Annotated in this window: 22 protein-coding genes; 7 read left to right on the top strand and 15 right to left on the bottom strand. The window is 54.2% G+C overall.

The features are described 5' to 3' along the window. The first annotated feature begins 139 nt into the window (after positions 1 to 139). Positions 140 to 1,096, top strand: coding sequence for a polysaccharide pyruvyl transferase family protein (locus CYQ09_RS17975; protein ID WP_106746776.1), 957 nt, complete (start codon positions 140 to 142; stop codon positions 1,094 to 1,096). 24 nt (positions 1,097 to 1,120) lie between these two features. On the opposite strand, the gene pncB is transcribed toward CYQ09_RS17975, so the two are convergent. The 4 genes from pncB to CYQ09_RS17955 all read right to left on the bottom strand — a co-directional run bounded on the left by pncB (position 1,121) and on the right by CYQ09_RS17955 (position 4,421). Then, a complete protein-coding gene (gene pncB / locus CYQ09_RS17970; protein WP_106746775.1) occupies positions 1,121 to 2,413 on the bottom strand; it encodes a nicotinate phosphoribosyltransferase in 1,293 nt (430 codons plus the stop codon). A 63-nt stretch (positions 2,414 to 2,476) separates the two neighbouring features. Next, complete coding sequence (pncA, locus tag CYQ09_RS17965; RefSeq protein WP_106746774.1) at positions 2,477 to 3,070, bottom strand: bifunctional nicotinamidase/pyrazinamidase; 594 nt, start codon at positions 3,068 to 3,070, stop codon at positions 2,477 to 2,479. A gap of 10 nt (positions 3,071 to 3,080) precedes the next feature. After that, a complete protein-coding gene (locus CYQ09_RS17960; RefSeq protein WP_239496001.1) occupies positions 3,081 to 3,626 on the bottom strand; it encodes an AAA family ATPase in 546 nt (181 codons plus the stop codon). 12 nt (positions 3,627 to 3,638) lie between these two features. After that, positions 3,639 to 4,421, bottom strand: coding sequence for a metallophosphoesterase (locus tag CYQ09_RS17955; RefSeq protein WP_106746772.1), 783 nt, complete (start codon positions 4,419 to 4,421; stop codon positions 3,639 to 3,641). A gap of 117 nt (positions 4,422 to 4,538) precedes the next feature. Here CYQ09_RS17955 and CYQ09_RS17950 point away from each other — a divergent pair, with 117 nt between their 5' ends. From CYQ09_RS17950 to CYQ09_RS17940, 3 genes are all read left to right on the top strand, one after another. After that, the gene (locus tag CYQ09_RS17950; RefSeq protein ID WP_106746771.1) at positions 4,539 to 5,783 is read left to right on the top strand and encodes an Hsp70 family protein; all 1,245 of its coding nucleotides are present in this window, start codon (positions 4,539 to 4,541) and stop codon (positions 5,781 to 5,783) included. A 26-nt stretch (positions 5,784 to 5,809) separates the two neighbouring features. Beyond that, positions 5,810 to 6,718 (top strand): rhodanese-related sulfurtransferase, encoded by a 909-nt coding sequence (locus CYQ09_RS17945; protein WP_106746770.1) that lies wholly within the window; start codon positions 5,810 to 5,812, stop codon positions 6,716 to 6,718. Positions 6,719 to 6,783: 65 nt separating this feature from the next. Further along, positions 6,784 to 8,013 (top strand): APC family permease, encoded by a 1,230-nt coding sequence (locus tag CYQ09_RS17940; protein ID WP_106746769.1) that lies wholly within the window; start codon positions 6,784 to 6,786, stop codon positions 8,011 to 8,013. On the opposite strand, the gene CYQ09_RS17935 is transcribed toward CYQ09_RS17940, so the two are convergent. After that, positions 8,010 to 8,246: a hypothetical protein gene (locus CYQ09_RS17935; RefSeq protein ID WP_106746768.1), complete on the bottom strand. Its 237-nt coding sequence runs from the start codon at positions 8,244 to 8,246 to the stop codon at positions 8,010 to 8,012. The two genes, CYQ09_RS17940 and CYQ09_RS17935, sit on opposite strands and share 4 nt — an antisense overlap. Before the next feature lie 85 nt (positions 8,247 to 8,331). On the opposite strand from CYQ09_RS17935, the gene CYQ09_RS17930 reads away from it, so the two are divergent. After that, positions 8,332 to 9,390, top strand: a complete 1,059-nt coding sequence (locus CYQ09_RS17930; protein ID WP_106746767.1) for an AbrB family transcriptional regulator — start codon at positions 8,332 to 8,334, stop codon at positions 9,388 to 9,390. A gap of 80 nt (positions 9,391 to 9,470) precedes the next feature. On the opposite strand, the gene CYQ09_RS17925 is transcribed toward CYQ09_RS17930, so the two are convergent. Further along, positions 9,471 to 9,944, bottom strand: a complete 474-nt coding sequence (locus CYQ09_RS17925) for a GNAT family N-acetyltransferase (RefSeq protein WP_106746766.1) — start codon at positions 9,942 to 9,944, stop codon at positions 9,471 to 9,473. A gap of 587 nt (positions 9,945 to 10,531) precedes the next feature. On the opposite strand from CYQ09_RS17925, the gene CYQ09_RS17920 reads away from it, so the two are divergent. After that, the gene (locus tag CYQ09_RS17920) at positions 10,532 to 10,852 is read left to right on the top strand and encodes a hypothetical protein (RefSeq protein WP_162617721.1); all 321 of its coding nucleotides are present in this window, start codon (positions 10,532 to 10,534) and stop codon (positions 10,850 to 10,852) included. Positions 10,853 to 11,054: 202 nt separating this feature from the next. Here CYQ09_RS17920 and gyrB read toward each other — a convergent pair whose 3' ends face one another. Both gyrB and CYQ09_RS17910 read right to left on the bottom strand, forming a co-directional pair. Further along, a complete protein-coding gene (gene gyrB, locus CYQ09_RS17915; RefSeq protein ID WP_106746764.1) occupies positions 11,055 to 13,469 on the bottom strand; it encodes a DNA topoisomerase (ATP-hydrolyzing) subunit B in 2,415 nt (804 codons plus the stop codon). A gap of 107 nt (positions 13,470 to 13,576) precedes the next feature. After that, positions 13,577 to 14,167 carry an NAD(P)H-dependent oxidoreductase gene (locus CYQ09_RS17910; RefSeq protein WP_106746763.1) on the bottom strand — a complete coding sequence of 197 codons (591 nt, stop codon included), beginning with the start codon at positions 14,165 to 14,167 and terminating at the stop codon, positions 13,577 to 13,579. A gap of 103 nt (positions 14,168 to 14,270) precedes the next feature. On the opposite strand from CYQ09_RS17910, the gene CYQ09_RS17905 reads away from it, so the two are divergent. Further along, positions 14,271 to 14,870 (top strand): TetR/AcrR family transcriptional regulator, encoded by a 600-nt coding sequence (locus CYQ09_RS17905; RefSeq protein WP_106746762.1) that lies wholly within the window; start codon positions 14,271 to 14,273, stop codon positions 14,868 to 14,870. Here CYQ09_RS17905 and CYQ09_RS17900 read toward each other — a convergent pair. The 7 genes from CYQ09_RS17900 to rpsT form a co-directional block, all read right to left on the bottom strand. Further along, positions 14,854 to 15,474: a LysE family translocator gene (locus CYQ09_RS17900; RefSeq protein WP_106746761.1), complete on the bottom strand. Its 621-nt coding sequence runs from the start codon at positions 15,472 to 15,474 to the stop codon at positions 14,854 to 14,856. The two genes, CYQ09_RS17905 and CYQ09_RS17900, sit on opposite strands and share 17 nt — an antisense overlap. Beyond that, positions 15,474 to 16,007 carry a GNAT family N-acetyltransferase gene (locus CYQ09_RS17895; protein WP_106746760.1) on the bottom strand — a complete coding sequence of 178 codons (534 nt, stop codon included), beginning with the start codon at positions 16,005 to 16,007 and terminating at the stop codon, positions 15,474 to 15,476. The genes CYQ09_RS17900 and CYQ09_RS17895 overlap by 1 nt, the downstream gene beginning before the upstream one ends. Next, on the bottom strand, positions 16,004 to 16,432 hold the full coding sequence (locus tag CYQ09_RS17890; protein WP_106746759.1) for a VOC family protein: 429 nt from the start codon (positions 16,430 to 16,432) through the stop codon (positions 16,004 to 16,006). The genes CYQ09_RS17895 and CYQ09_RS17890 overlap by 4 nt, the downstream gene beginning before the upstream one ends. After that, on the bottom strand, positions 16,429 to 17,529 hold the full coding sequence (recF, locus tag CYQ09_RS17885; protein WP_106746758.1) for a DNA replication/repair protein RecF: 1,101 nt from the start codon (positions 17,527 to 17,529) through the stop codon (positions 16,429 to 16,431). Before recF ends, CYQ09_RS17890 begins: the two co-directional genes overlap by 4 nt. Before the next feature lie 60 nt (positions 17,530 to 17,589). After that, positions 17,590 to 18,708 (bottom strand): DNA polymerase III subunit beta, encoded by a 1,119-nt coding sequence (dnaN, locus tag CYQ09_RS17880; RefSeq protein ID WP_106746757.1) that lies wholly within the window; start codon positions 18,706 to 18,708, stop codon positions 17,590 to 17,592. A gap of 125 nt (positions 18,709 to 18,833) precedes the next feature. Then, positions 18,834 to 20,189 (bottom strand): chromosomal replication initiator protein DnaA, encoded by a 1,356-nt coding sequence (dnaA, locus tag CYQ09_RS17875; RefSeq protein ID WP_106746756.1) that lies wholly within the window; start codon positions 20,187 to 20,189, stop codon positions 18,834 to 18,836. A gap of 610 nt (positions 20,190 to 20,799) precedes the next feature. Next, positions 20,800 to 21,063 carry a 30S ribosomal protein S20 gene (rpsT, locus tag CYQ09_RS17870; protein WP_106357089.1) on the bottom strand — a complete coding sequence of 88 codons (264 nt, stop codon included), beginning with the start codon at positions 21,061 to 21,063 and terminating at the stop codon, positions 20,800 to 20,802. Positions 21,064 to 21,114: the final 51 nt, after the last annotated feature.

Here is a 21,114-nt window from a genome sequence, read left to right as displayed (position 1 = left end):
GCTTATTGAAACCGTTTGCGGCTAGGGCGAACATCGTGTCTGAGAACCTCTGCGTGGGTAAGGGCGTTGAGCTTGCTTATCAGGTACACTAGGAAGTGTGCAATTCTCGCTTGCTCCTCACATAGGACTAGATTCAATAATGCGACACATTCACCTAATCGATACGTCAATCGCGTCGGATAACTTGGGCGATGAGATCATCGTTTCCGAGGCGCGCAAGCACATCGACCGCATTATTGGTGACGCTTACATTTCGTCTTCATCGGGGCACGATGGGCTTGGGCATTACGGTCGCCAGTTGGCGGCTGACGCCGATTTGGTCTTGTTGCTTGGGACAAATGCGCTTTCCGCTAAATATCAGCGGCGCGGGAATTTTGTTTGGTCCGTCGGGCGCAAAGATATTTCTGTGCTTGAAGGCAAGGTGGTTCTGTTGGGCGTTGGGGCAAGTACGACCAATACGGTGGTTCATCCGCGGCAAGCGCGGCTACTGCGCCGGCTGCTTTCACCGCATCTGAAACACTCCGTCCGCGATGAAACCGGCAAAGCCATTCTGGAAAGCGTCGGGCTACCTGTCATTAACACAAGCTGTCCGACGCTGTGGCGCTATCGTTCCGAGGCCCTAGACATTCCAACCGGTGGTGCACCAAGCGTATGCTTCACCTTAACAAAGCACAAAGCATCTAGCGAAGATGCCACTTTTGTCGCGAGTCTGCGGGAATGCTATGGGAAGCTATACTTTTGGCCGCAACAGAAACGTGATCTCGACTACTTGAGGTCGATCACCACGACCGATGATATCGAAATTGTCCCGGGAAATCTGGCCGCATATGATGCGCTGCTGGAACGCGAAAATATTGACGTGATTGGTACTAGGCTACACGGCGGCATACGTGGATTGCTGCACGGCAGACGTAGCCTAGTGATTGAGATCGATAACCGCGCGAGAGACATTGGAGCGGAAACAGGGCTGCCAACCCAAAAACGGGATGCGCTTGGGCCTGAGCTCATCGCAAAAATCCGAGACGGGTTTGAGACAAAATTGACCATTCCGATGGCGAATGTTGATACATACCTCAAGCAGCTTGTCGCACGTTAGACACGCAATTTAGGGGGGGCGCCCCTAAACCACAACCTCGACCCGTTCCTGTTCACCTACGCCAAACACCCTTTTGTACCGTGCGATTTCCTCGGATGGTCCCATTGCCTTATTCGGATTGTCCGACAGTTTCACGGTGGGGCGTCCGTTCGCCGCGACGGCTTTGCACACCAGGCTGAACGGCGCGAGCGCGTCGCCTGCGGATAGCCCTTTGAAGTCGTTGGTCATCATCGTGCCCCAACCAAAGGACACGCGCACGCGCCCCGCGAATTGGCTATGCAGTTCGAGGATTTTATCCACATCTAACCCATCCGAGAAGATGACGAGCTTTTTCGTCGGGTCTTCGCCACGGGATTTCCACCAGTTGATCGCGTTTTCGGCCCCGGTTGCGGGGTCGCCGCTGTCGATCCGCATCCCGGTCCAATCGGCCAGCCAATCGGGCGCGCGGTCAAGGAACCCTTGCGTCCCGAATGTATCGGGCAGGATGATTTTCAGGTTGCCGTCATGTTCTTCTTGCCAGTCGGCCAGCACATCGTAGGGCGATTGCAGCAATTGCGTGTCTGTATCGGCAAGCGCGGCATAGACCATGGGCAATTCATGGGCGTTTGTGCCGATTGCCTCGATCTCTCGCATCATGGCGATCCGGCAGTTTGACGTGCCCGTAAAGCTGTTGCCGAGCCCTTCCATCATCGCCTGCACGCACCAATCCTGCCAGAGGTATGAATGCCTGCGGCGGGTGCCGAAGTCGGCGAGTTTCAGGCCTTCGATTGGTCGTAGTTGTTCGACCTTTTCCCACAGTTTCGTCATGGCGCGAGCATAGAGCACCTGAAGTTCAAACCGCCCCATATCGCGCAGCACCGCCCGCGACCGTAGTTCCATGATCACCGCAAGCGCGGGGATTTCCCACAGCATGACCTCGGGCCAGGATCCTTCGAAGGTGAGTTCGTACTGCCCATCCTTTTTTTCAAGATGGTAAGGGGGGAGTTGGAGGTTCTCGAACCACTCCATAAAGTCGGGCCGGAACATTTGCCGTTTGCCGTAAAAGGTGTTGCCGCGCAGCCAAGTGGATTCACCGCGTGTCAGCCGGAGGGACCGGATGTGGTCAAGCTGCTCGCGCAGTTCGCCTTCGTCGATCAGTTCGGCCAGCCGGATGGTTTTGGTCCGGTTGATCAGGGAAAAGGTGACTTGGGTGTTCGGGTGGTTCCGAAACACCGACTGGCACATCAGCAGCTTATAGAAATCCGTATCGATGAGCGACCGCACGATCGGGTCGATCTTCCATTTGTGGTTCCAGACTCGTGTTGCGATATCGACCATAGCTTTAGCCCCCCGTTTTTACGCGTTAGAGCAATTGGTTGGCGGGGTGGCAAGGCCTAGTTTTTACGCGATTGTTACGCCGACGGCGATCATGCCGTCGCACGCGGCCTTTAGTGACCCGTCAAAGTCGATGGCCCGGCAGAGATCCATTTGGACGGTGACGTTGAACCCCAGCTTGGCCGCATCCACGGCAGAGTAGTTCACACAGAAATCTGTGGCCAGCCCGACCAGTGTGAGTGTGTCGATGCCGCGTGTCCGCAGATACCCGTCAAGCCCGGTGGGTGTTTTGTGGTCGTTTTCAAAGAACGCGGAGTAGCTGTCGATGGCCGGGTTATACCCTTTGCGGATGATCATATCGGCGCGATCTACGGTCAAGTTCGGGTGGAAATTCGCGCCGACTGATCCTTGGATACAGTGATCGGGCCAAAGTACCTGTGGGCCGTAGGGCATTTCGGTCAGCGACATTGGTTCGGCATCATGACTAGAGGCGAACGAAGAATGCCCCGCTGGGTGCCAGTCTTGGGTTAGGATGACCGCGTCAAAGTCGTTCATCGCGGTGTTGATCCCCAAAACGATTTCATCTCCGCCTGCCACGGCGAGTGCGCCGCCGGGGCAAAAGTCGTTTTGTACGTCGATCACGATTAGGGCGTTGGTCATGTCGGGTCTCCTATTTCGTGGATAGGCTAGCAATATACGCGCGGACCTGCGAGCGGCTTTGTAGGTGATGAACAGACAAATGTGGGTGTTCAGCAATCAACTTCTGGATCCTTGCGCGCGTCCGGCGCCGCGAGCTGAATATCCAGCGCCAAAAGGCTAAGGTTTCTTGATGGAACACCTCTGGGCAGTCTTTGGTCATATCGGCGCGTGTTTGCCCGTAATCTCGCATTAGTCGCCGCACGACGCGCCAAAACCGCAGCAGAACCGGCAAGTCGAGCCATATCAGGGTATCCGCACGGGTCGCGCGATTGTCATAGGTCGTGGAAAAGCCACCTTCGAATATCCATGTCTCACGGGCCTCTACTGCATGGGCCATCTGCACGCGTTCATTCGTGTCACGCTGTACCCATCCGGGCTCCCAGTGGATTTGATCCATGTGGAAGGCTGGCAGCCCCGTCCGTTCGCCCATGATCCGGGCGAGCGTGCTTTTGCCGGAACCCGGCCCACCTGTGATCATGACGCGCTGCATGTCGAATTGGTATCGCTGAGGTGACACATTGGAAAGCTGTTAACTGTGAACACCCGTTTCATAAGTGCAAAACTGCGTATATTGCAGCGTTACGTGGCCATTCCAAATATCAATCACACCGTATTGCGGGGCTTCTTTTGCAGGAGAGAAGCTATCCCAATCCCATCGTGGGCTTGGCGCAGGTGCCTGATATGAAACAGCCCCAATTGTCGCATAAGGCAGCCCGCCTATGGTACCGGCCGTTGGGCGGTGCACATGTCCAAGAAACAGGTGCTTCACGTTTTGATACCAGCCAATCATATCAAGAAACTGATCCCCTGCCTGCATCATCAGGAGGTCTTGCATTGGCAAGCCCAGCGTCATGGGTGGATGATGCATGAATATATAGGCTGGCTTATCCTCCAAATTAGCAAGCGTTTCACATAGCCAAGCCCTGCGCGCTGCACAGAATTCACCAAAATCTGAGCCTTCTTTTTTTGTATCAAGGCAAATTACCGCAAAACTGGGCAGTTCAACAAAGTACTGTACGAAGTCGTCCATACAGCTGTTCGGCAATGGACGGCTTTTGCGCAACGCGTCGCGGCTATCATGATTGCCGGTTAAAGGCAGAACAGGAATCGAGAATGTATCTAGCTGTTTTGCAAGGGCTGAATAGCTTTGTTCGTTATCAGCCATGTCACCGGTAATCACCACAAACGCCGCATCGCTATGGTGTTCGTTAATATGCGCAATCGCCGCCTCTAGCCGAATTCGCGGATCGTGCCCCAGCACATCACCTAGATCGCGATAGTGAAGATCAGATAACCATAGAATCTTTGTCATGAAGTCTCCCAATTAGAATTACAACCTAAGCGCGATTTTCAAAAACGTCGAGGGCTTGACGATAAGTTTGTAATCGCGTACCTCGCCTGCCTTTCATTTAAGCAGCAGGAGGCGCAAATGGCGGTTTTGGGTATCGACTTTGGGACCTCGAATACGGCGGCAGGTGTGCTGGCTGGGGATCGGCCGTTTTTGATCGAGGTCGAGCCGGGGCGCACGACGCTACCGACCTCTGTGTTCTTTGATTATGACCGCAAGGTCACGACCTATGGGTCGGTTGCGAATGCCGCATTGATTGAGGGACGCGAGGGCCGATTTATGCGTGCGTTGAAGTCCGTTTTGGGCACGCCGTTGATGCGGGAAAAGCGTCAGGTAGCTTATGAACGTCTGACCCTGATCGAAGTCGTCGCGCGTTTTTTGCGCATGATCCGCGAAAGGGCTGAGGCCGCGACTGGGCAGACCTATGATGTTGCCCTTTCTGGCCGCCCGGTGCGGTTTCATTCAGCCGATGACGCGCGCAATGCACAGGCCGAGGTCGATCTGCGCGAGGCATATATGATCGCGGGTTTTAAGGACGTGCATTTTATGTATGAGCCCGAAGCCGCTGCGCTGGCCAGTGGTCCGCTTGATGCGGGTGCGCTGGGTCTGATCGTGGATATCGGCGGTGGTACATCCGATTTCTCGGTGTTTGAGCGTGACGGTGACAATACCCGCGTGATTGCCAGCCATGGTGTGCGTGTCGGCGGTACGGATTTTGATCGCGCGATTAGCATTGATCAGGTCATGCCGTTGTTGGGTCGTGGCGCAGAGGTGCGCAATGCCATGGGCTCTGGTCGTCACACCGCGCCGAATGCGATCTTTAATGATCTCGCGACTTGGCAGAAAATCCCATTCACCTATACGCCCGAAAACAAACGTATGGCGGCGGATTTTGCAAAGCTGGGCATTGATCCTGCGCTATTCGCGCGGCTTAATACGGTTTTAGATATGGAATTGGGGCATGATATCGCTTTTGCGGTAGAGGCCGGGAAAATCCACATCAACAAACCGGATGTGGACGAGGCCGGGATTGATCTGCGTGTCATTGAGCGCGAATTATGGGCACGGTTTAGCAAGCCGCAGCTGGGTGAGATCCTGACGGATCATGCGGATGAGATCAGCACTTGCGCGACCGAAACCCTGCGCATGGCCGATGTCACCCCCGATAAGATCGGCAAAATCGTCTTTGTTGGTGGGTCGAGCCTGCTGCATGTGGTCGAGAGCGCCATGACCACTATCTTTCCGCATGCAGCGATGGAACGTGCCGAAGCCTTTACCGCTGTGGCCGATGGCCTTGCGATTGCGGCATCGCGTCCCTTGCCCTAACAAAACAACAGGCTTATCTGATCCCCATGTATACAGTAGCTGCACTATATCACTTTACACGCTTTGATGACCCTGCCGCGTTGCAAGGGCCGCTTTTGGACCTGTGCAAATCGCAGGGGATCAGCGGGACGTTGTTGCTCGCTAAAGAGGGTGTCAACGGTACCATCGCTGGTAGCCGCGAAGGTATTGATGCGGTTGTCGCGCATATTCAGTCTTTGCCGGGCTGTACTAATTTCGAATGGAAAGAAAGCACCGCGAGCGTGCCGCCGTTCCACCGTATGAAGGTGCGCCTGAAGCGCGAAATCGTGACCATGGGCCAACCCGATGTTGACCCAATTGCGAATGGCACCGGGCATTATGTTGATCCGGCTGATTGGAACGAATTGATCAGCGCGCCGGATGTGGCTGTGATTGATACGCGCAACGATTATGAGGTCGCGATTGGGACGTTTGATGGGGCGATTGACCCGTTGACCAAATCCTTTGGCGAATTCCCAGCATGGTGGGAAGAAAACAAGCATCGCTTTCATAACAAGCGTATTGCGATGTTCTGCACTGGCGGCATTCGTTGTGAAAAATCCACGAACTTTCTGATGGGCCAAGGTGTTGAGGATGTTTACCACTTGAAGGGCGGCATTCTGAAATACCTTGAGGAAGTCCCCCAGGAACAAAGTAAGTGGGACGGCGAATGTTTCGTCTTTGACGCCCGTGTGAGCGTTGGTCATGAGTTGAAGGAAGGCCCGCATGTCTTGTGCTATGCCTGCCGCCGCCCGATCCTTCCCGAAGACCGCAACCGCGCTGAATTTGAAGAAGGCGTCGCATGTCATCAATGTGCGCATGAGACCACCGAAGAAGACAAAACCCGATTCCGTGAGCGACAAAAGCAGATCGCGCTCGCGAAGAAACGCGGAACGCATCACATCGGCGGCTTGTGATTTAGATCAAGGCTTGGTTTGCATTCCTATACTAGGATGATGACGCACAACCAAGGAAGCCATTGATGTCATCGGAAGCTGCCGAACCACAACTGCGTCGCGCAATTGGTCTTCCTTTGCTTGTTTTGTACGGGCTTGGCATCACGATTGGCGCAGGCATCTATGTCCTGATTGGCGAAGCCGCCGCAGTTGCAGGTATCTATGCCCCTGCTGCATTTCTTGTCGCTGCTGGCGTGATGAGCTTTAGCGCGCTTAGCTTTGCAGAGTTTTCAGGTCGTATCCCGCTCAGCGCTGGTGAAGCGGTTTACGTGGATTCCGCATTTGGCTGGTCGTGGCTGACATTAGGCGTTGGATTATCGATCATCTTTGCTGCAACGATCGCGGGTGCTGCCATTAGTTTGGGCTGCGCTGGATATGTCGCCCAGATAATCCCGCTACCGGAACCCATTATCGTTATCGCAATCGTGCTGATGATGGGGTGGGTCGCCACCCTTGGGGTTCAGGAATCGGTGACTTTTGCAGGCGTGCTAACGGTCATCGAAGTGTTGGGCTTACTGATCATCGTTTACGCAGGTTACCGTGCTGACCCCGCGATAATTACCGAAATCGAGACTGTCATCCCGTCGTTTTCAGATGGAACCGCAATGGCGGGCGTGCTGGCGGCAAGCCTGATTGCTTTCTTTGCGTTCATTGGCTTTGACGACGTGGTCAATCTGGTCGAAGAGACCAAAAACCCGCGCACAACAATGCCGTGGGCAATTGGAATATCGTTAGTGGCCGTGACGGTGATCTACTTTTGGGTGATGCTGGTCGCAGTCCGTGCTGTCCCCCAAGAAGAACTGATCGCATCAAAAGCCCCGGTTGGGTTGCTGTTTGAACGGCTAACCGGCATGTCCCCAATCGCGATTACACTGGTGGCCATTGTCGCGACCATGAACGGCGTGGTGATTGAAATCATCATGGCAGCTCGGGTTGTTTATGGGCTTGCCAAACGTAGGCAGCTGCCCGCCCGCCTCGCCAAAATTGACCCCAAACGACGCACCCCGTTAACCGCGACAATCATTATCACGGCGATCATGCTTGTTTCTGCGTTGGCGATCCCATTGGATTTTCTGGTGTCGCTGACATCACAGGTCATTTTGGCCGTGTTTGTTTTGGTGAATATCGCATTGGTACACGTAAAACACCGTGGTGATCCCGCACCCGAAGGCACGTTCACAGTCCCCATCGCGTTCCCAATGATCGGGGCGATCAGCTGCTTGTTTTTACTGATTGGCCCGATCTGGATTAACTAGTCCAATGGTTTTTCATAGACCGACACATGGAATTTGCTATCGGCGGTAAAGGCGGCTTTACCCCAACCGCCCCAACGATGTTTAAGCTGCAAACCTAGCAACCGCGCCATCAAGTCCAGTTCTGGTGGATATGCGTAGCGCATCGGCAGCGGCACCAATTTCATTCCGCGTTCAACGTTCCAAACGTCGCTGCGTCGAAATTTTCCATAAAATAACCTTTTGCTGAAATACATGCGGTGACTGCATGGCCGTCACGCGTTGACCCTACGAAAGACGAGGCATATTGCTAGGGTATCCCCATTGCCAAAAGGACGAAACATGCCCCTGACCAATCGACGTGTTGCCGGGCTAAGCACACAAATGCTGGCTTTGCTGATTGGGACGATCTGTGGCGTGGGTGCATATTCTGTCGGGTTACCTTTGCCGTGGATGCTTGGGCCGATGATGGGTAACACTGTCGCCGCAATGTGCCACCTACCCGTTCGCGCACCAACACGGTTACGCCCTATTGTTATTCCCGTGATCGGGGTCTTGTTGGGGTCTGGTGTCACAGCCGAAGTGTTTGGGCTTTTGCATTCATGGGTACTGACCTTGTTGCTGTTACCGGTGTTTTTGGCATGCGCTTCTGCCGTGTCGTTCACGGTATACCGACGGTTAGGCGGTTACGACACGGTCACCGCGTTTTATGCTGCGATGCCCGGCGGTATTAACGAAATGCTGATGCTAGGCGCCGAAGCAGGTGGTGACGAACGCCGGATCGCGCTTGCCCATGCGGCCCGGATTTTGGTCGTTATTGTGTTCGTCGCACTGTTCTTTGGGCTCGTTTTGGGCGTAACCAGTGGATCACGCAGTGCATCGAATTGGGTGCATCTAGATGCGCTGACGTGGGTGGACTATGCGATTTTAGGGTTTTGTGCCGTAGCAGGCACATGGTTCGGCAATCAGATCAAGCTACCTGCAGCCCCTGTTTTTGGCCCGATGATCCTATCAGGCGCGGCACATATCATCGGTTGGGTCAGCGTCGCGCCACCAACTTTGCTAATCATTATTGCGCAGATCACGATCGGCACCATCATCGGCACCCGTTTTGCAGGCGCAAGTTTAGCACAGGTCGGACGCGACCTTGCCTTGGCCGCCCTTGCATCGGGGGCCATGCTTGTGGTTGCGGTGATCTTTGCGCTGCTTATCGCGTGGCCAAACGGCCTCCCCACTAGCCAAGCTTTCCTCGCCTATTCCCCCGGCGGACTGACCGAAATGTCTTTGCTCGCGCTCGCGCTCGAACAAGACGTCACCTATGTATCGGTGATGCATATTTTCCGGATTACATTGGTCATCGCGATAGCACCGATTGTCTTTACACGATGGCGCAAAGGCTGAAAACGTTACGGGGGGACGTCACAAGGTGATGCTCTTTTGTTGGGTTTAGCTGCCAGTTCATTTACACGCCGATGGCCACTTCAGCGTCGTTTGGAAAGTGAACGCCGATAGACAACAAATTCTGTGTTCTCTGCCATCTTGTCATATAACTTCATTGCTGTTTGATTGGATGAGTGCGTGTGCCAGTAGACCCCGCGCGTTCCAGCAAGTCTTGCGCGCTCGTAGAATTCGGTCACTAGCTGTCGGCCTATGCCCAACCCACGCATCTTGGAATCGGAAAAAAGGTCCTGAAGGTAACAGGTATTTTCAATCGTAATCGTGTTTCGGTGAAAGATGTAGTGAGCGAGGCCGACAAGATTCCCTCCGCTCTCTGCCACGAGGCAAAACACCTGTTCGTTGGGGTCAAAGAACCGTCGCCAAGTCGATGGAATAATAGCGTCAGACAGGGCGGTTGGACCTTCCCGCCCGTAGAAGGCGTTATATTGCCCCCACAGCGATCTCCATTGATCGTAGTCACTCTTGGTGACATCTCTAATGCTGATCGCCTGCGCCAAAATTCGCCCCCCCCCATCAACGCCTCACGGCCCAGAATACACCCAATAAACAGACACTAACCGCATCGCGAAAAGCTGTCACTATCGGGCTGTGGCAGGTTTCAAGTGTGTCTAAGCCCGTTCAGAAAGTCGGTGCGTAATACTGTTTACAAACCAGTGACGTCAAAGTGACGACGCGATAGTCAGATGCCTGGACGAAAATTTGGAATTAACGCAAGATTTTTTACCGCGTTTTTCTGAGGTCTAATTTCCTGAAGTATAATGTTTTGCGCAACTTGCGAAATATTATGGGCAGCGCGAAGCACTATGCGCTGCCCACAACAATGTAGGGAAGCGCGTAATATTGCGCCTCGCGTACCATGAAACAATGACTTAGCCATTGCAATGCGCAGATAACTTTGCGCCACCTGCGCGCATACCAAGTGGAGATGCCGGAACTGCTATAGTCGCGAAGTATCGTCAAGCTCGTAGCTTTCTGCCTTTGCTTCTGTTGGTATAGCGACAATATTCCACCCTCTAGCTACGTTGCGCATATTAACGGTGGCGACACTGCACTATTGCGGATCGCAGACCTTGCATGCTCACGCTTGGCGATCGATTTTGGTGAGGGAGAGGTCGACCTGCGCTCGCCGGCAGTGCTTGGCAGTGTCTCCGAGGGCCGTGTGCGCAACTTGCTTTCAGAGACCGATGGCCCCTTTGAACCCGGTTCTGATGGCGGAATCAAGGCGCTGAGCGCCGCCTCCTGGTTGCAGAAAAAGAAGGGGTATCTGGCTTCCATCTGGCAGGAAGAGGAACCTGATTTTAAGGAGGCCGGTAAGACAGCCGACATCGTCCCAGAGAAGATGATCTTCGTACCTGTTACACGGGATGGATCCATGTTCACGCCTGTGCGCCATCATGGGCAATAGCCAACGACTGACTAAAGGGTCAATTTGAAAGTTCTCTGGGTTTTCCGTGAGAAGCGACAAGCATGGCCAAACCCCCTAAGTCGAGTAACTTGGGGGAAATCATGTAAGTAATTGAATAAATACGGTTTCGGCCTCTAAAGTATCACCCATGACGCGCAAGCTTATGCGCGCCACGCAAGCTTATCCGCTTCCCTACAAACAATTAGAAATCCAAATGTTCAACGTTTAGTGCGTTGTTCTGGATAAATTCGCGGCGTGGTTCGACGACATCGCCCATTAGCTTGGTGAACAGGTCGTCGGCTTCGGCGACGTCTTCCACCTTCACTTGCAGCAATGTCCGTGCATCTGGGTCAAGCGTGGTTTCCCAAAGCTGATCCGGGTTCATTTCGCCCAGACCTTTGTAGCGTTGCAGAGAAAGGCCTTTTTCGCCCTCTTCAAGGATCGCCTTAAGCAGGTCCAGTGGTCCGTGGATCAGCTGGCTGCGGTCCTTGCGTACCAATGTTGCAGGCAGGTTGTAGACGTCTTGCAGGCTTTGCGTAAAGGTGCCGGTTTTACGGGCTTCGCCAGAACGCAGCATGCCACCGTCAAGGGTGCGTACTTCTTCGACGCCGCGCAGGATGCGCGCCAAGCGCATGCCTTTGTCTTGGGTGATGCGCCCTTGCCAGCCGCGTTCCCATTCCAATGCGATGAGGTTCAACCGCTCTGCTACGCGGTCGGCCGTCCCTTGTAGGTCGCTTTCGACAACGCCGGGAACAAACGCACCAGCGATGGCCGCTTGTTCAAGAATATGGCGTGGATAATGGGTTGGGAATGCGTCCAACACGCGCTTGAGCTGGCGTGCCTCGTCGACGATACGACGCAGATCTGCCCCGGCGATTTCCTCGCCGTTACCTTGGCGTAGCATCGCGCCATCAATACCCTGTTCAATCAGGTATTCATCCATCGCGGCCTGATCTTTCAGGTACACTTCGGATTTACCGCGCGACACCTTATAAAGCGGTGGCTGGGCGATGTAGAGGTAACCGCCTTCGATCAGTTCAGGCATTTGACGGAAGAAGAACGTCAGCAAAAGCGTACGAATATGCGCACCGTCGACGTCCGCATCGGTCATGATGATGACCTTGTGATAACGCAGTTTATCAACGTTGAATTCGTCGCGTCCGATGCCGGTACCCAGCGCCATCACCAGCGTGCCGATCTCCTGAGAGTTCAGCATCCGGTCAAAACGTGCACGTTCGACGTTCAGGATTTTACCTTTCAGCGGCAAAATCGCTTGGGTCTGACGGTCACGGCCCGTTTGTGCAGAACCACCAGCAGAGTCACCCTCCACTAGGAAGACTTCGGTTTTGGCCGGGTCTTTTTCAGAGCAATCTTTGAGCTTGGATGCGTTAAAGTTCACGTCCATCGCCGATTTACGACGAATTTCGCGGGCTTTACGTGCGGCCTCTCGGGCGGCAGCGGCTTCGACGATTTTGCTGATGATCGACTTTGCGACGGCTGGGTTTTCTTCGAACCATTCGTTTAGCTTTTCACCCATCAGGTTTTCAACGGCTGGGCGTACTTCGGAACTGACCAATTTGTCTTTGGTCTGAGACGAGAACTTTGGATCAGGTACTTTGACCGATAACACACAGGTCAAGCCTTCGCGGGCGTCGTCGCCTGTCAGTGAAACCTTTTCCTTTTTGGAAATCCCGGTTTCAGTCGCATATTTTGTGATCGCGCGGGTGAGTGCACCACGGAAACCCGCAAGGTGCGTACCGCCGTCGCGCTGTGGGATGTTGTTGGTGAACGGCAGCACCATTTCGTTATAGCTGTCGTTCCACCACATCGCGACTTCGACGCCAATTTCGTCACGTTCACCGGTCACATAAATCGGTTCTTCCATCAGTGGTGTCTTTGAACGATCGAGGTATTTCACGAATTCTTTGACGCCACCGTCATAGAACAGGTCGGCCTTGAGCGGTTCCGCCGGGCGCAAATCTTCGAGAATGATCCGTACGCCAGAGTTCAGGAACGCAAGTTCGCGCAGACGTTTTTCAAGCGTGTGGAATTCGAAATCGCGGTTGCTGAATGTCTCGGTTGAGGCAAGGAATGTGACCTCGGTCCCTTTGCGACCATCGGCATCGCCCATGACCTTTAGGTGTTCGGTGGTAAAGCCGCCTTCGAACCGGGCGTAGTGTTCTTTGCCATCGCGCCAGATGCGCAGTTCAAGGAAATCAGACAGGGCGTTCACAACGGAAACACCCACGCCGTGTAGACCGCCAGACACCTTGTAAGAGTTGCTGTCGAACTTACCACCAGCGTGCAGCTGGGTCATGATGACCTCGGCTGCGGAAACGCCTTCTTCTTCGTGGATACCCACCGGAATACCGCGCCCGTTATCGCCGACGGTGACTGACCCATCGGCGTTAATTTTTACGTAAACATGGTCCGCGTGACCAGCCAGCGCCTCATCAATGCCGTTGTCCACGACTTCGTACACCATGTGGTGCAGACCAGAGCCATCGTCTGTGTCCCCGATATACATTCCGGGGCGTTTGCGAACCGCCTCTAAGCCCTTGAGAACTTTGATCGAATCGGCGCCGTATTCTTCTGGTTTTTTATTGTCGTCGACCATGTAATTTTTCCCGTGTCCTTATGCGCAAAATATATGCGGTTTACGGATGTTTGTCACGCAAATGACACAAGATTTTGTGGTTTTAAGCGGAGTTTGGAGTGCGCCCGTTACCCTGCTCTTTTTCCAATTGCCTCAACCTTGGTAAACCAGCCTTTGACCTTTGCGTCTGACGCCTCGCTTGCGCCTGAAAAATAGGTGTAGCGTGTTGGTTTGATCCCCGCGAAACCCATGATCTGTTTGCTTGTTTGGTGCATGATCGCGTTGCGGTAGATGAGGCGTTCGAACCAACGTGGCGTGTCCGATGTCAGAATGATGCGCGCGGTCTTTCCCGTTAGCATCGGGGCCGGCATTCCCAACTTTTTCACCCTTGTGTTAAAAGCGCGGCCCGGCAGGAATGAGCGATCGAAAAGCCCTTTCAGCTTTGCAGGTAACCCACCCCACCACATTGGCGTCGCCACCACGAAATGCTCGGCCCATTCCAAGTCAGCCAAGAAAGTTTCGAGGTCGGGTTCGAGGGGTTTGGCGTTTTCGTAACCTGCAAACCCATAATCAATGTCGAACGACATTTCAGGCAGATGGTGTAGGCGCACGTCATTGCCCGCATCACGGGCAGCAGCCGCATATTTTTCAGAAAACTGGCGCGACAGTGAGGTCGGGCCAGGGTGTCCATTGAGCACGATAATACGTTTCTGTGTCATGACGAATCCTTAAAATTGACTACGGTCACTTTCATAGCGCCAAAAAATGACCACGGTCAATTAAAAATTTGACCAGGGTCAAAATATTGGTATTCTACCGTTCATGGAAACACGCCCCCCACAAAAGCGCCGCATCGCGACGCGCCAACGATTGATCGACGCAGCCAGTGAAATCGTCGCAGAATCTGGCTTTGCCGCTTTGCGTGTTGAAGACGTGGTTGCGCGTGCAAAAGTCGCCAAGGGGACGTTCTTTTCGCATTTCGAAGACAAAGACCGCCTCATGGCATTTCTGATCGGTCAAGAAATGGACCGCATTCTGAAACAAATTGCGCAGGCGCCTGCCCCGGATACAGTTGACGGCTTTGGCCCGGCGCTTGGGCCGCTCATGGGTTATATGGGCCAAAACCGTGTCGTATTTGATGTCGTGATTAGGTTTTCAGGCGCAGCGGCGATTGAAACGACAGAGCTGATTTCGGTGAACTTCATGGAACAGGTCATGTTATTTGCGACATGGGTCGAGAGGTTGCAACCACACATCGTACGCAGCGATGTCGATGCGATGTTATTGGCCGAGGGCATTCAGGCGTTCATTATCCAAGCCATCGCTTTGGAGTTTTGCGCGTTGCACAACAGCGTTGATGTTCAAGATCGGCTTGCGCCTTATCTTCGCGCTTGGCTCGCGGTGCCTAGGTCAGCGCAATAACGCAGGCGACTGCGATCAGTAGCCAACCGGCTGAGAGGTTCAAGCGCCGCACCGCCGCGGGGGATTTTAGGAACCCGCGTACGCGGTCAACGGATAGTGCCAAAATCAGGTTTCCGGTCAGTGGAACAACAAAGCTAAGCGTGCAGATCGCAATGATATCTAGCTTTGTCATTTGGGTCAGATCAAAGAACCCCGGCAGGATGCCCATGTAGAACAGCGCGGCCTTTGGGTTGCCGATAATGACCGCTAGCCCCGCTAAGAACCCGGCCCACATGCCGGGACGTGTCAGGCGGCTGTTGCTGCTAAGCGACTTGTCAGCGTTCTTAATGAGCAGAGCGCCCATGAGTAGGAATACGATCACCGCAACCCAGCGCAGCACATCCATGAAACCTGCGAATTCGGACACCAACCAGCTAACGCCCAAGACGGCGACCAAAGGCCAGAGGATATCACCGATGGCGACACCCATCGCCAGTGGCCAAGCTGCCTGAAAACCACCCGACATTGACCGGGCCAGCAGTGCGACCCAAACTGGGCCGGGGGTCAGGAACAATACAAAAAGCGCCGAGGCATAGAGCATGAGCTCGTAAGGGCTGATCGTCATTAAAATTCATGTCCCATGAGGTCGATTTCGGCAGTGTCATCCCAATCTATATGACCTGTGGGTGCAACCATAAAGCCGCTGTCCGGTGCTGTAGTGACCCCAGACGAATGACCGTCCTTTAGGTCCAGTTGGCGTAGTTGGTTTTGCGCAGTGCGAAACCCATAGCGGTTGTAATGCGCGGGATCGCCAAAAAGCAGCGCGAACTGTGCTTGGCTGTCTTGTGCGATTTGCAGCGATTGCGTGATCAGCGTGCGTGCAATGCCTTGGCCCCGATGGGTGCTTGCGGTGGCGACCTCGGCCAGACCAATGATCGGGATCAACTGCCCACGCGACTGAATAGCGCGGTACAGCAGGGCCACATGCCCAGCCAAGACATCGCCATCACGCGCCAAAAGGCGAAGGTGGTGCCGTTGCCGATAGTAAGATCGGCCACCGAACCCGGAATCAAACGCAGCCATCAACAGCGCCGCGATTTCAGCGTCAGTCTGTGGCGTCAGATCAAGTTCATTGATGGTCTCAACGGATATCGTCATGGGGTCGGTAAGGTCAGGCTACCGTCGTCATTCAGTGGCCAGAACGGATTGTGTGCGACCTCCCAAACGTGGCCGTCAGGGTCGGCGTAATAGCCGGAATAACCGCCCCAAAACACCTTTTCCGGTGCCTTAAGTGCAGTCGCCCCTGCCGCAAGTGCTGCAGCATAGGCTGTATCAACCTCGGCTTCGGTTTCAAAATTTTGCGCGAGTGTCATGGCGCCTGTGCCTAGCTTTGCGTCAGGTCGTCCTTGGTCCTTGGCGAGTGGTTCTAACCCAAAGAACCCCAGTACCATGCCGTTGATTTGGTAAAACACCACGCCTTCGGTTTCGGAATGCAGGGTCCAGCCAAGTGTGCCGTAAAATGATTTCGCCCGCTCAAGGTCTGCTACGCCAAGGGTAATCAGTGTCACGCGCTGCGGTGTCATAGGCTTTCCTTTCGGGTCAGGGTCGATTGCCCTTCGATTTCAGTTACTTCGGCGTATTGGGCGCGGTCGCCTAGTTCAGTAAATAGCTCTGGCCCCGTTCCGGTCATAAATGCCTGTGCGCCTAGGTTGCATATTTCATCATAAAGCGCGGCCCGGCGCGTCGCGTCAAGGTGGGCGGCGACTTCGTCCAGTAGCAGAATCGGCGGCGCTCCAAAATCGCGGGCAAGCGCACGTCCGTTGGCGAGGATCAGACTGATCAACAACGCCTTTTGTTCACCGGTCGAGCAATCCTTTGCGTCGACGCCTTTATCCGCGAATACGGCGTGCAAATCGGCGCGGTGTGGCCCGATCAAGGTGCGCCCCGCCGCCATATCGCGCCCGCGATTGTCTGCGAATGCCGCCTGAAGGTCATCGGGAATTGGATCAGGGCTGGTCAGAGTCAGATCAGCGGTTGGAAAGGCTGTGGTCGTGGCCTGTTGCGCGGCGGTCAGTTCGGCGATGGCGCGCTGACGGCTGGCTTGGATCGCTGTGCCTGCCTCTGCCATTTTGGATTCGAGAGCCGTGTACCAATGTGGGTCGCGTACCATGTCCTTTAGCAGCCGATTTCGTTCCCGCATCGCCTTTTCGTATGAAAGGACTGCATCGGCATGGCTTGGTTCAAAGCTAAGCGTCGCACGATCGAGGAAGCGACGCCGCCCTTCAGCACCTTCGATCCATAGCCTGTCCATGGACGGCACCAGCCACAAGATGCGCCCGATCCGGCCAAGCGCGACCTGCGCCGATGCCTTGCCATCAATGCGCAATTGGCGGGCGCTGCCTGCTTCGGCCCAGGTTTCTAGTTCATGGGTTTGGTTTAACGAATGCAGAACTGATGTGACCTTCCAACCAAGCGCCTCTGGCCGGCGTGTCAGATCATCTGCCGCTGCACGACGCAAACCGCGACCGGGCGACAGCAATGAAACTGCTTCGATAAGGTTGGTTTTACCCGCGCCGTTGGGTCCAAAAATGGCCAATGGGCGCGGATCAAGCTCTAACACCGCCCGCTTGTGCGATCGAAAGTGCGACAGCACCAATTCTGAGATAGCGAGCTTAGTCATATCTGGCCGCAAGGGTTTGCATGAAGCCCTTACGCAATGTTTCTACGAAACCTGTCCGCTTCAAACGCGCATCGGCATGACGACATAAACGGCAGACATGTCGTTACCTTCGCGCATCAGCGTCGGGTCACCGGAAGAGTTGAACATGAAAACAGCATTCTCGCGGTCAACTTGGCTGGCGATTTCCAGCAGGTATTTCGCGTTGAACCCGATTTCCAGACGCTCATCACCATAAGCAACAGCCAGTTCTTCTTCGGCGGCACCGCTGTCAGGCGAGTTTACCGAAAGGATCAGGCGGTCTTCGTCGAGTGACAGTTTCACCGCGCGCGAACGCTCGGATGATACTGTTGCGACACGGTCGACGGCCTTTGCGAATTCGCTGGCGTCGACTTCCATCTTACGTGTGTTTCCTTGCGGAATGACGCGTGTGTAATCTGGGAATGTGCCGTCGATAACCTTTGAGATCAGCGTGATGTCAGGTGTCGCAAAGCGGATTTTTGTTTCAGAGACGGAAACAGCGATTTGCATGTCGTCGTCATCAAGCAGCTTGCGCAATTCGCCAACTGTCTTGCGTGGAACGATAACGCCAGCCATTTCGCCCGCGCCTTCGGGCAGTTCTGCATCAATGCGCGCCAAACGGTGACCGTCTGTCGCCACGCAGCGCAGCACCTTGCCGCCGTCGCTGTCTGCGACGTGCATGTAAACGCCGTTCAGGTAGTAGCGGGTTTCTTCGGTCGAGATGGCAAATTTGGATTTGTCGAACAGGCGACGCAGAACTGGCGCAGGCGCCGAGAAGTTCGCGGCATATTCAGACGTTGCCATGACTGGAAAATCTTCTTTTGGCAGCGTCGCGAGTGAGAAGTTTGAACGCCCCGCTTCGATTGTTAGGCGACCCGATGCGCTATCTTCGGTCAGTGACACCAAGGCACCATCAGGCAATTTGCGCACGATTTCGTTCAGCGTCACGGCGGACACGGTAGTCGCGCCAGCGCGTTCTACCATTGCTGGGGCGCGGTCAACGACTTCGATATCCAGATCGGTCGCGCGAAACTGGACAGAGTCGCCTTCGGCCTCGATCAGCACGTTTGCAAGGATCGGAATTGTATTACGCCGCTCAACAACTGATTGGGCTTGTGCGACCGCCTTAAGGAGGGCTCCGCGTTCGATGCTGATTTTCATGTCCCAATGCTCCGCATATCTTGGTGGCTAAGGCCGCCGGGACGGAAAATGTACTGTATTTTCCGTGGGGCTCAAGCGTTTTGTTGGACTGTTGACGATGGGCGCACCGGCGTCAAGCGTTGGACTTATTCTTCCAACGCGCGACGCAGCAATTCAAGATCGTCTGCGATCTGGCTATCGGTGACTTTTAGTTCTTCGATCCGGCGCACACCATGCATGACCGTGGTGTGATCACGGCCACCAAAACGGCGTCCGATTTCCGGCAAAGAACGGCTGGTCATGGTCTTGGCCAGATACATCGCGACCTGACGTGGGCGTGCATAGTTGCGCACGCGCTTTGGCCCGATCATGTCGGACAGGCGGATGTTGTAGTGTTCAGATACTTTGCGCTGGATTTCTTCGACGGTGACTTTGCGATCTGATGCTTTGAGAACATCGGACAGGCAGTCTTGGGTCAGCTCCAATGTGATTTCACGGCCAACAAGCGACGCGAATGCGAACAGGCGAGTCAATGCGCCCTCAAGAACGCGCACGTTGGTTGAAATACGGTGTGCAAGGAATTCCAGAACGCCGGGGGCAATCGCCAGATCAGGATATTGCGCAGCGTAAACTTCGACTTTGGACTGAAGGATGCCAAGGCGCAGTTCATAGTCAGTCGGGTGCAGGTCGACGACCAGACCACACTGCAGGCGCGATTTAATACGCTCTTCGAGGTCTTTGATTTCGCCGGGGGCACGATCAGCCGAGATGATGATCTGTTTTTGACCATCAACAAGCGCGTTGAACGTGTGAAAGAATTCTTCTTGGGTGCTGTCTTTGCCGCCGATGAACTGAACATCGTCAACCATCAGAACGTCGACCGAGCGGAACAGCTGTTTAAAGTCCATCATCTTGCGTTCACGCAAGGCAGTGATGAAACGGTACATGAACTGTTCTGCAGACAGATAAAGCACATTTAGCTCTGGCGAGCGTAGCTTTAGTTCATTTGCGATGGCGTGCATCAGGTGGGTTTTACCAAGACCAACGCCACCGTAAAGGAACAGAGGGTTGAACGTGACAGGGCCACCATCCGCGACGCGGCGTGCAGCGGCGTGCGCCAATTCGTTTGGCTTACCAACAACAAATGTGTCGAACGTAAAACGCGAATCGATTGGCGAACCAGAGATTTCTTGTGTCGATGTCGGCTTTGGCGCAGGCGCTGGTGCGGCTGTTGGGGTAGCAGCGGCAACGGTGCGCGTCTGAGACTGAACCGTGAATTCCAAACGGCGTACTGATTCGCCCATTTGGTTCATGTGATAGATGATCTGATCACCAAAGTTTTGCGACACGTAGTTACCGATAAAATTTGTCGGTACATGAAATGTCATAACGCCAGCATTTAGTTTCGAAAATTCGAGCGGTTGTATCCAACTTGAAAAATTGTTCGCGCCCAATGCGCCCTTAAGTTTCGTCTGTACCGTCGCCCAAGTATCGTTCGTCATCTTGTATCTCTGTCCCCAAACACATGTCGTTCATCTTGCGAAGCGAGCCTCGCTTGCGCTTCACAATCAAACCATTTGGACAAAAGAATTCTCGTGCTTGAGTGACACCACTCAAACAAGGTCTTTGTTACCAAATCCATAGGCCTGAACGCATAAGCCGACGACAGTCGGGCTCAGGCGTCTGAGCGGCAGACAAAAGAACAAGAACCGTAAAATTACCAAAGAGCAGCCTCTGGTAACCGTACAGACACAAAACCAGCCCAGCAGTATCAGTTGATACAAATCCTGCCTGCCAGCGTTGCATGAAGTTTGGCAAAGAATGACCTTATGCGTTCATCCAAACGACAGACGCACAGTGTTTTTTCGATGCAAACTCTTCATGTCCCCCCGGAACGATGTGAATCGCTTGGCTAAACTAGCAAGCTCTCTGCGGACGCTTCAACACAACATCGCGCTTGACTCTAAGATTGCGTGAAAAGAATCTAACGGGCCGCTGAAATCACACAAAATAAGCGCAAACGGACAACACTCGCACAAAAAAGGGCACGCCCTGAACAGGCATGCCCTTTAGCAGTAATCCGCCGCTCATCGCTGAGCGAAGCAGAAAAATTTAGCCGATTGCTTTGACGCGAGACGCCAAGCGAGAGATTTTACGAGCAGCTGTGTTCTTGTGAACAACGCCTTTTGTAACACCGCGCATCAGCTCTGGCTGTGCAGCTTTCAGTGCAGCAGCGGCTGCGTCTTTGTCGCCTGATGCAATCGCTTCTTCAACGAAACGCAGGTACGTGCGGATGCGTGAGCGGCGCATTTTGTTTACTGCAAAGCGGGCTTCGTTTTGACGGGCGCGTTTTTTCGCCTGTGGTGTGTTTGCCATTTGGTCTTTCCCTTCGTCGGGTCAAATTAAAATTCAATAGCGCAATAAGCC

It is taken from the genome of Yoonia maritima, from assembly GCF_002933395.1.
Classification (GTDB): Bacteria; Pseudomonadota; Alphaproteobacteria; order Rhodobacterales; family Rhodobacteraceae; genus Yoonia; species Yoonia maritima_A.
Note: the sequence above shows the minus strand (reverse complement) of the source record. Positions and strands in the feature narration are given on the sequence as shown.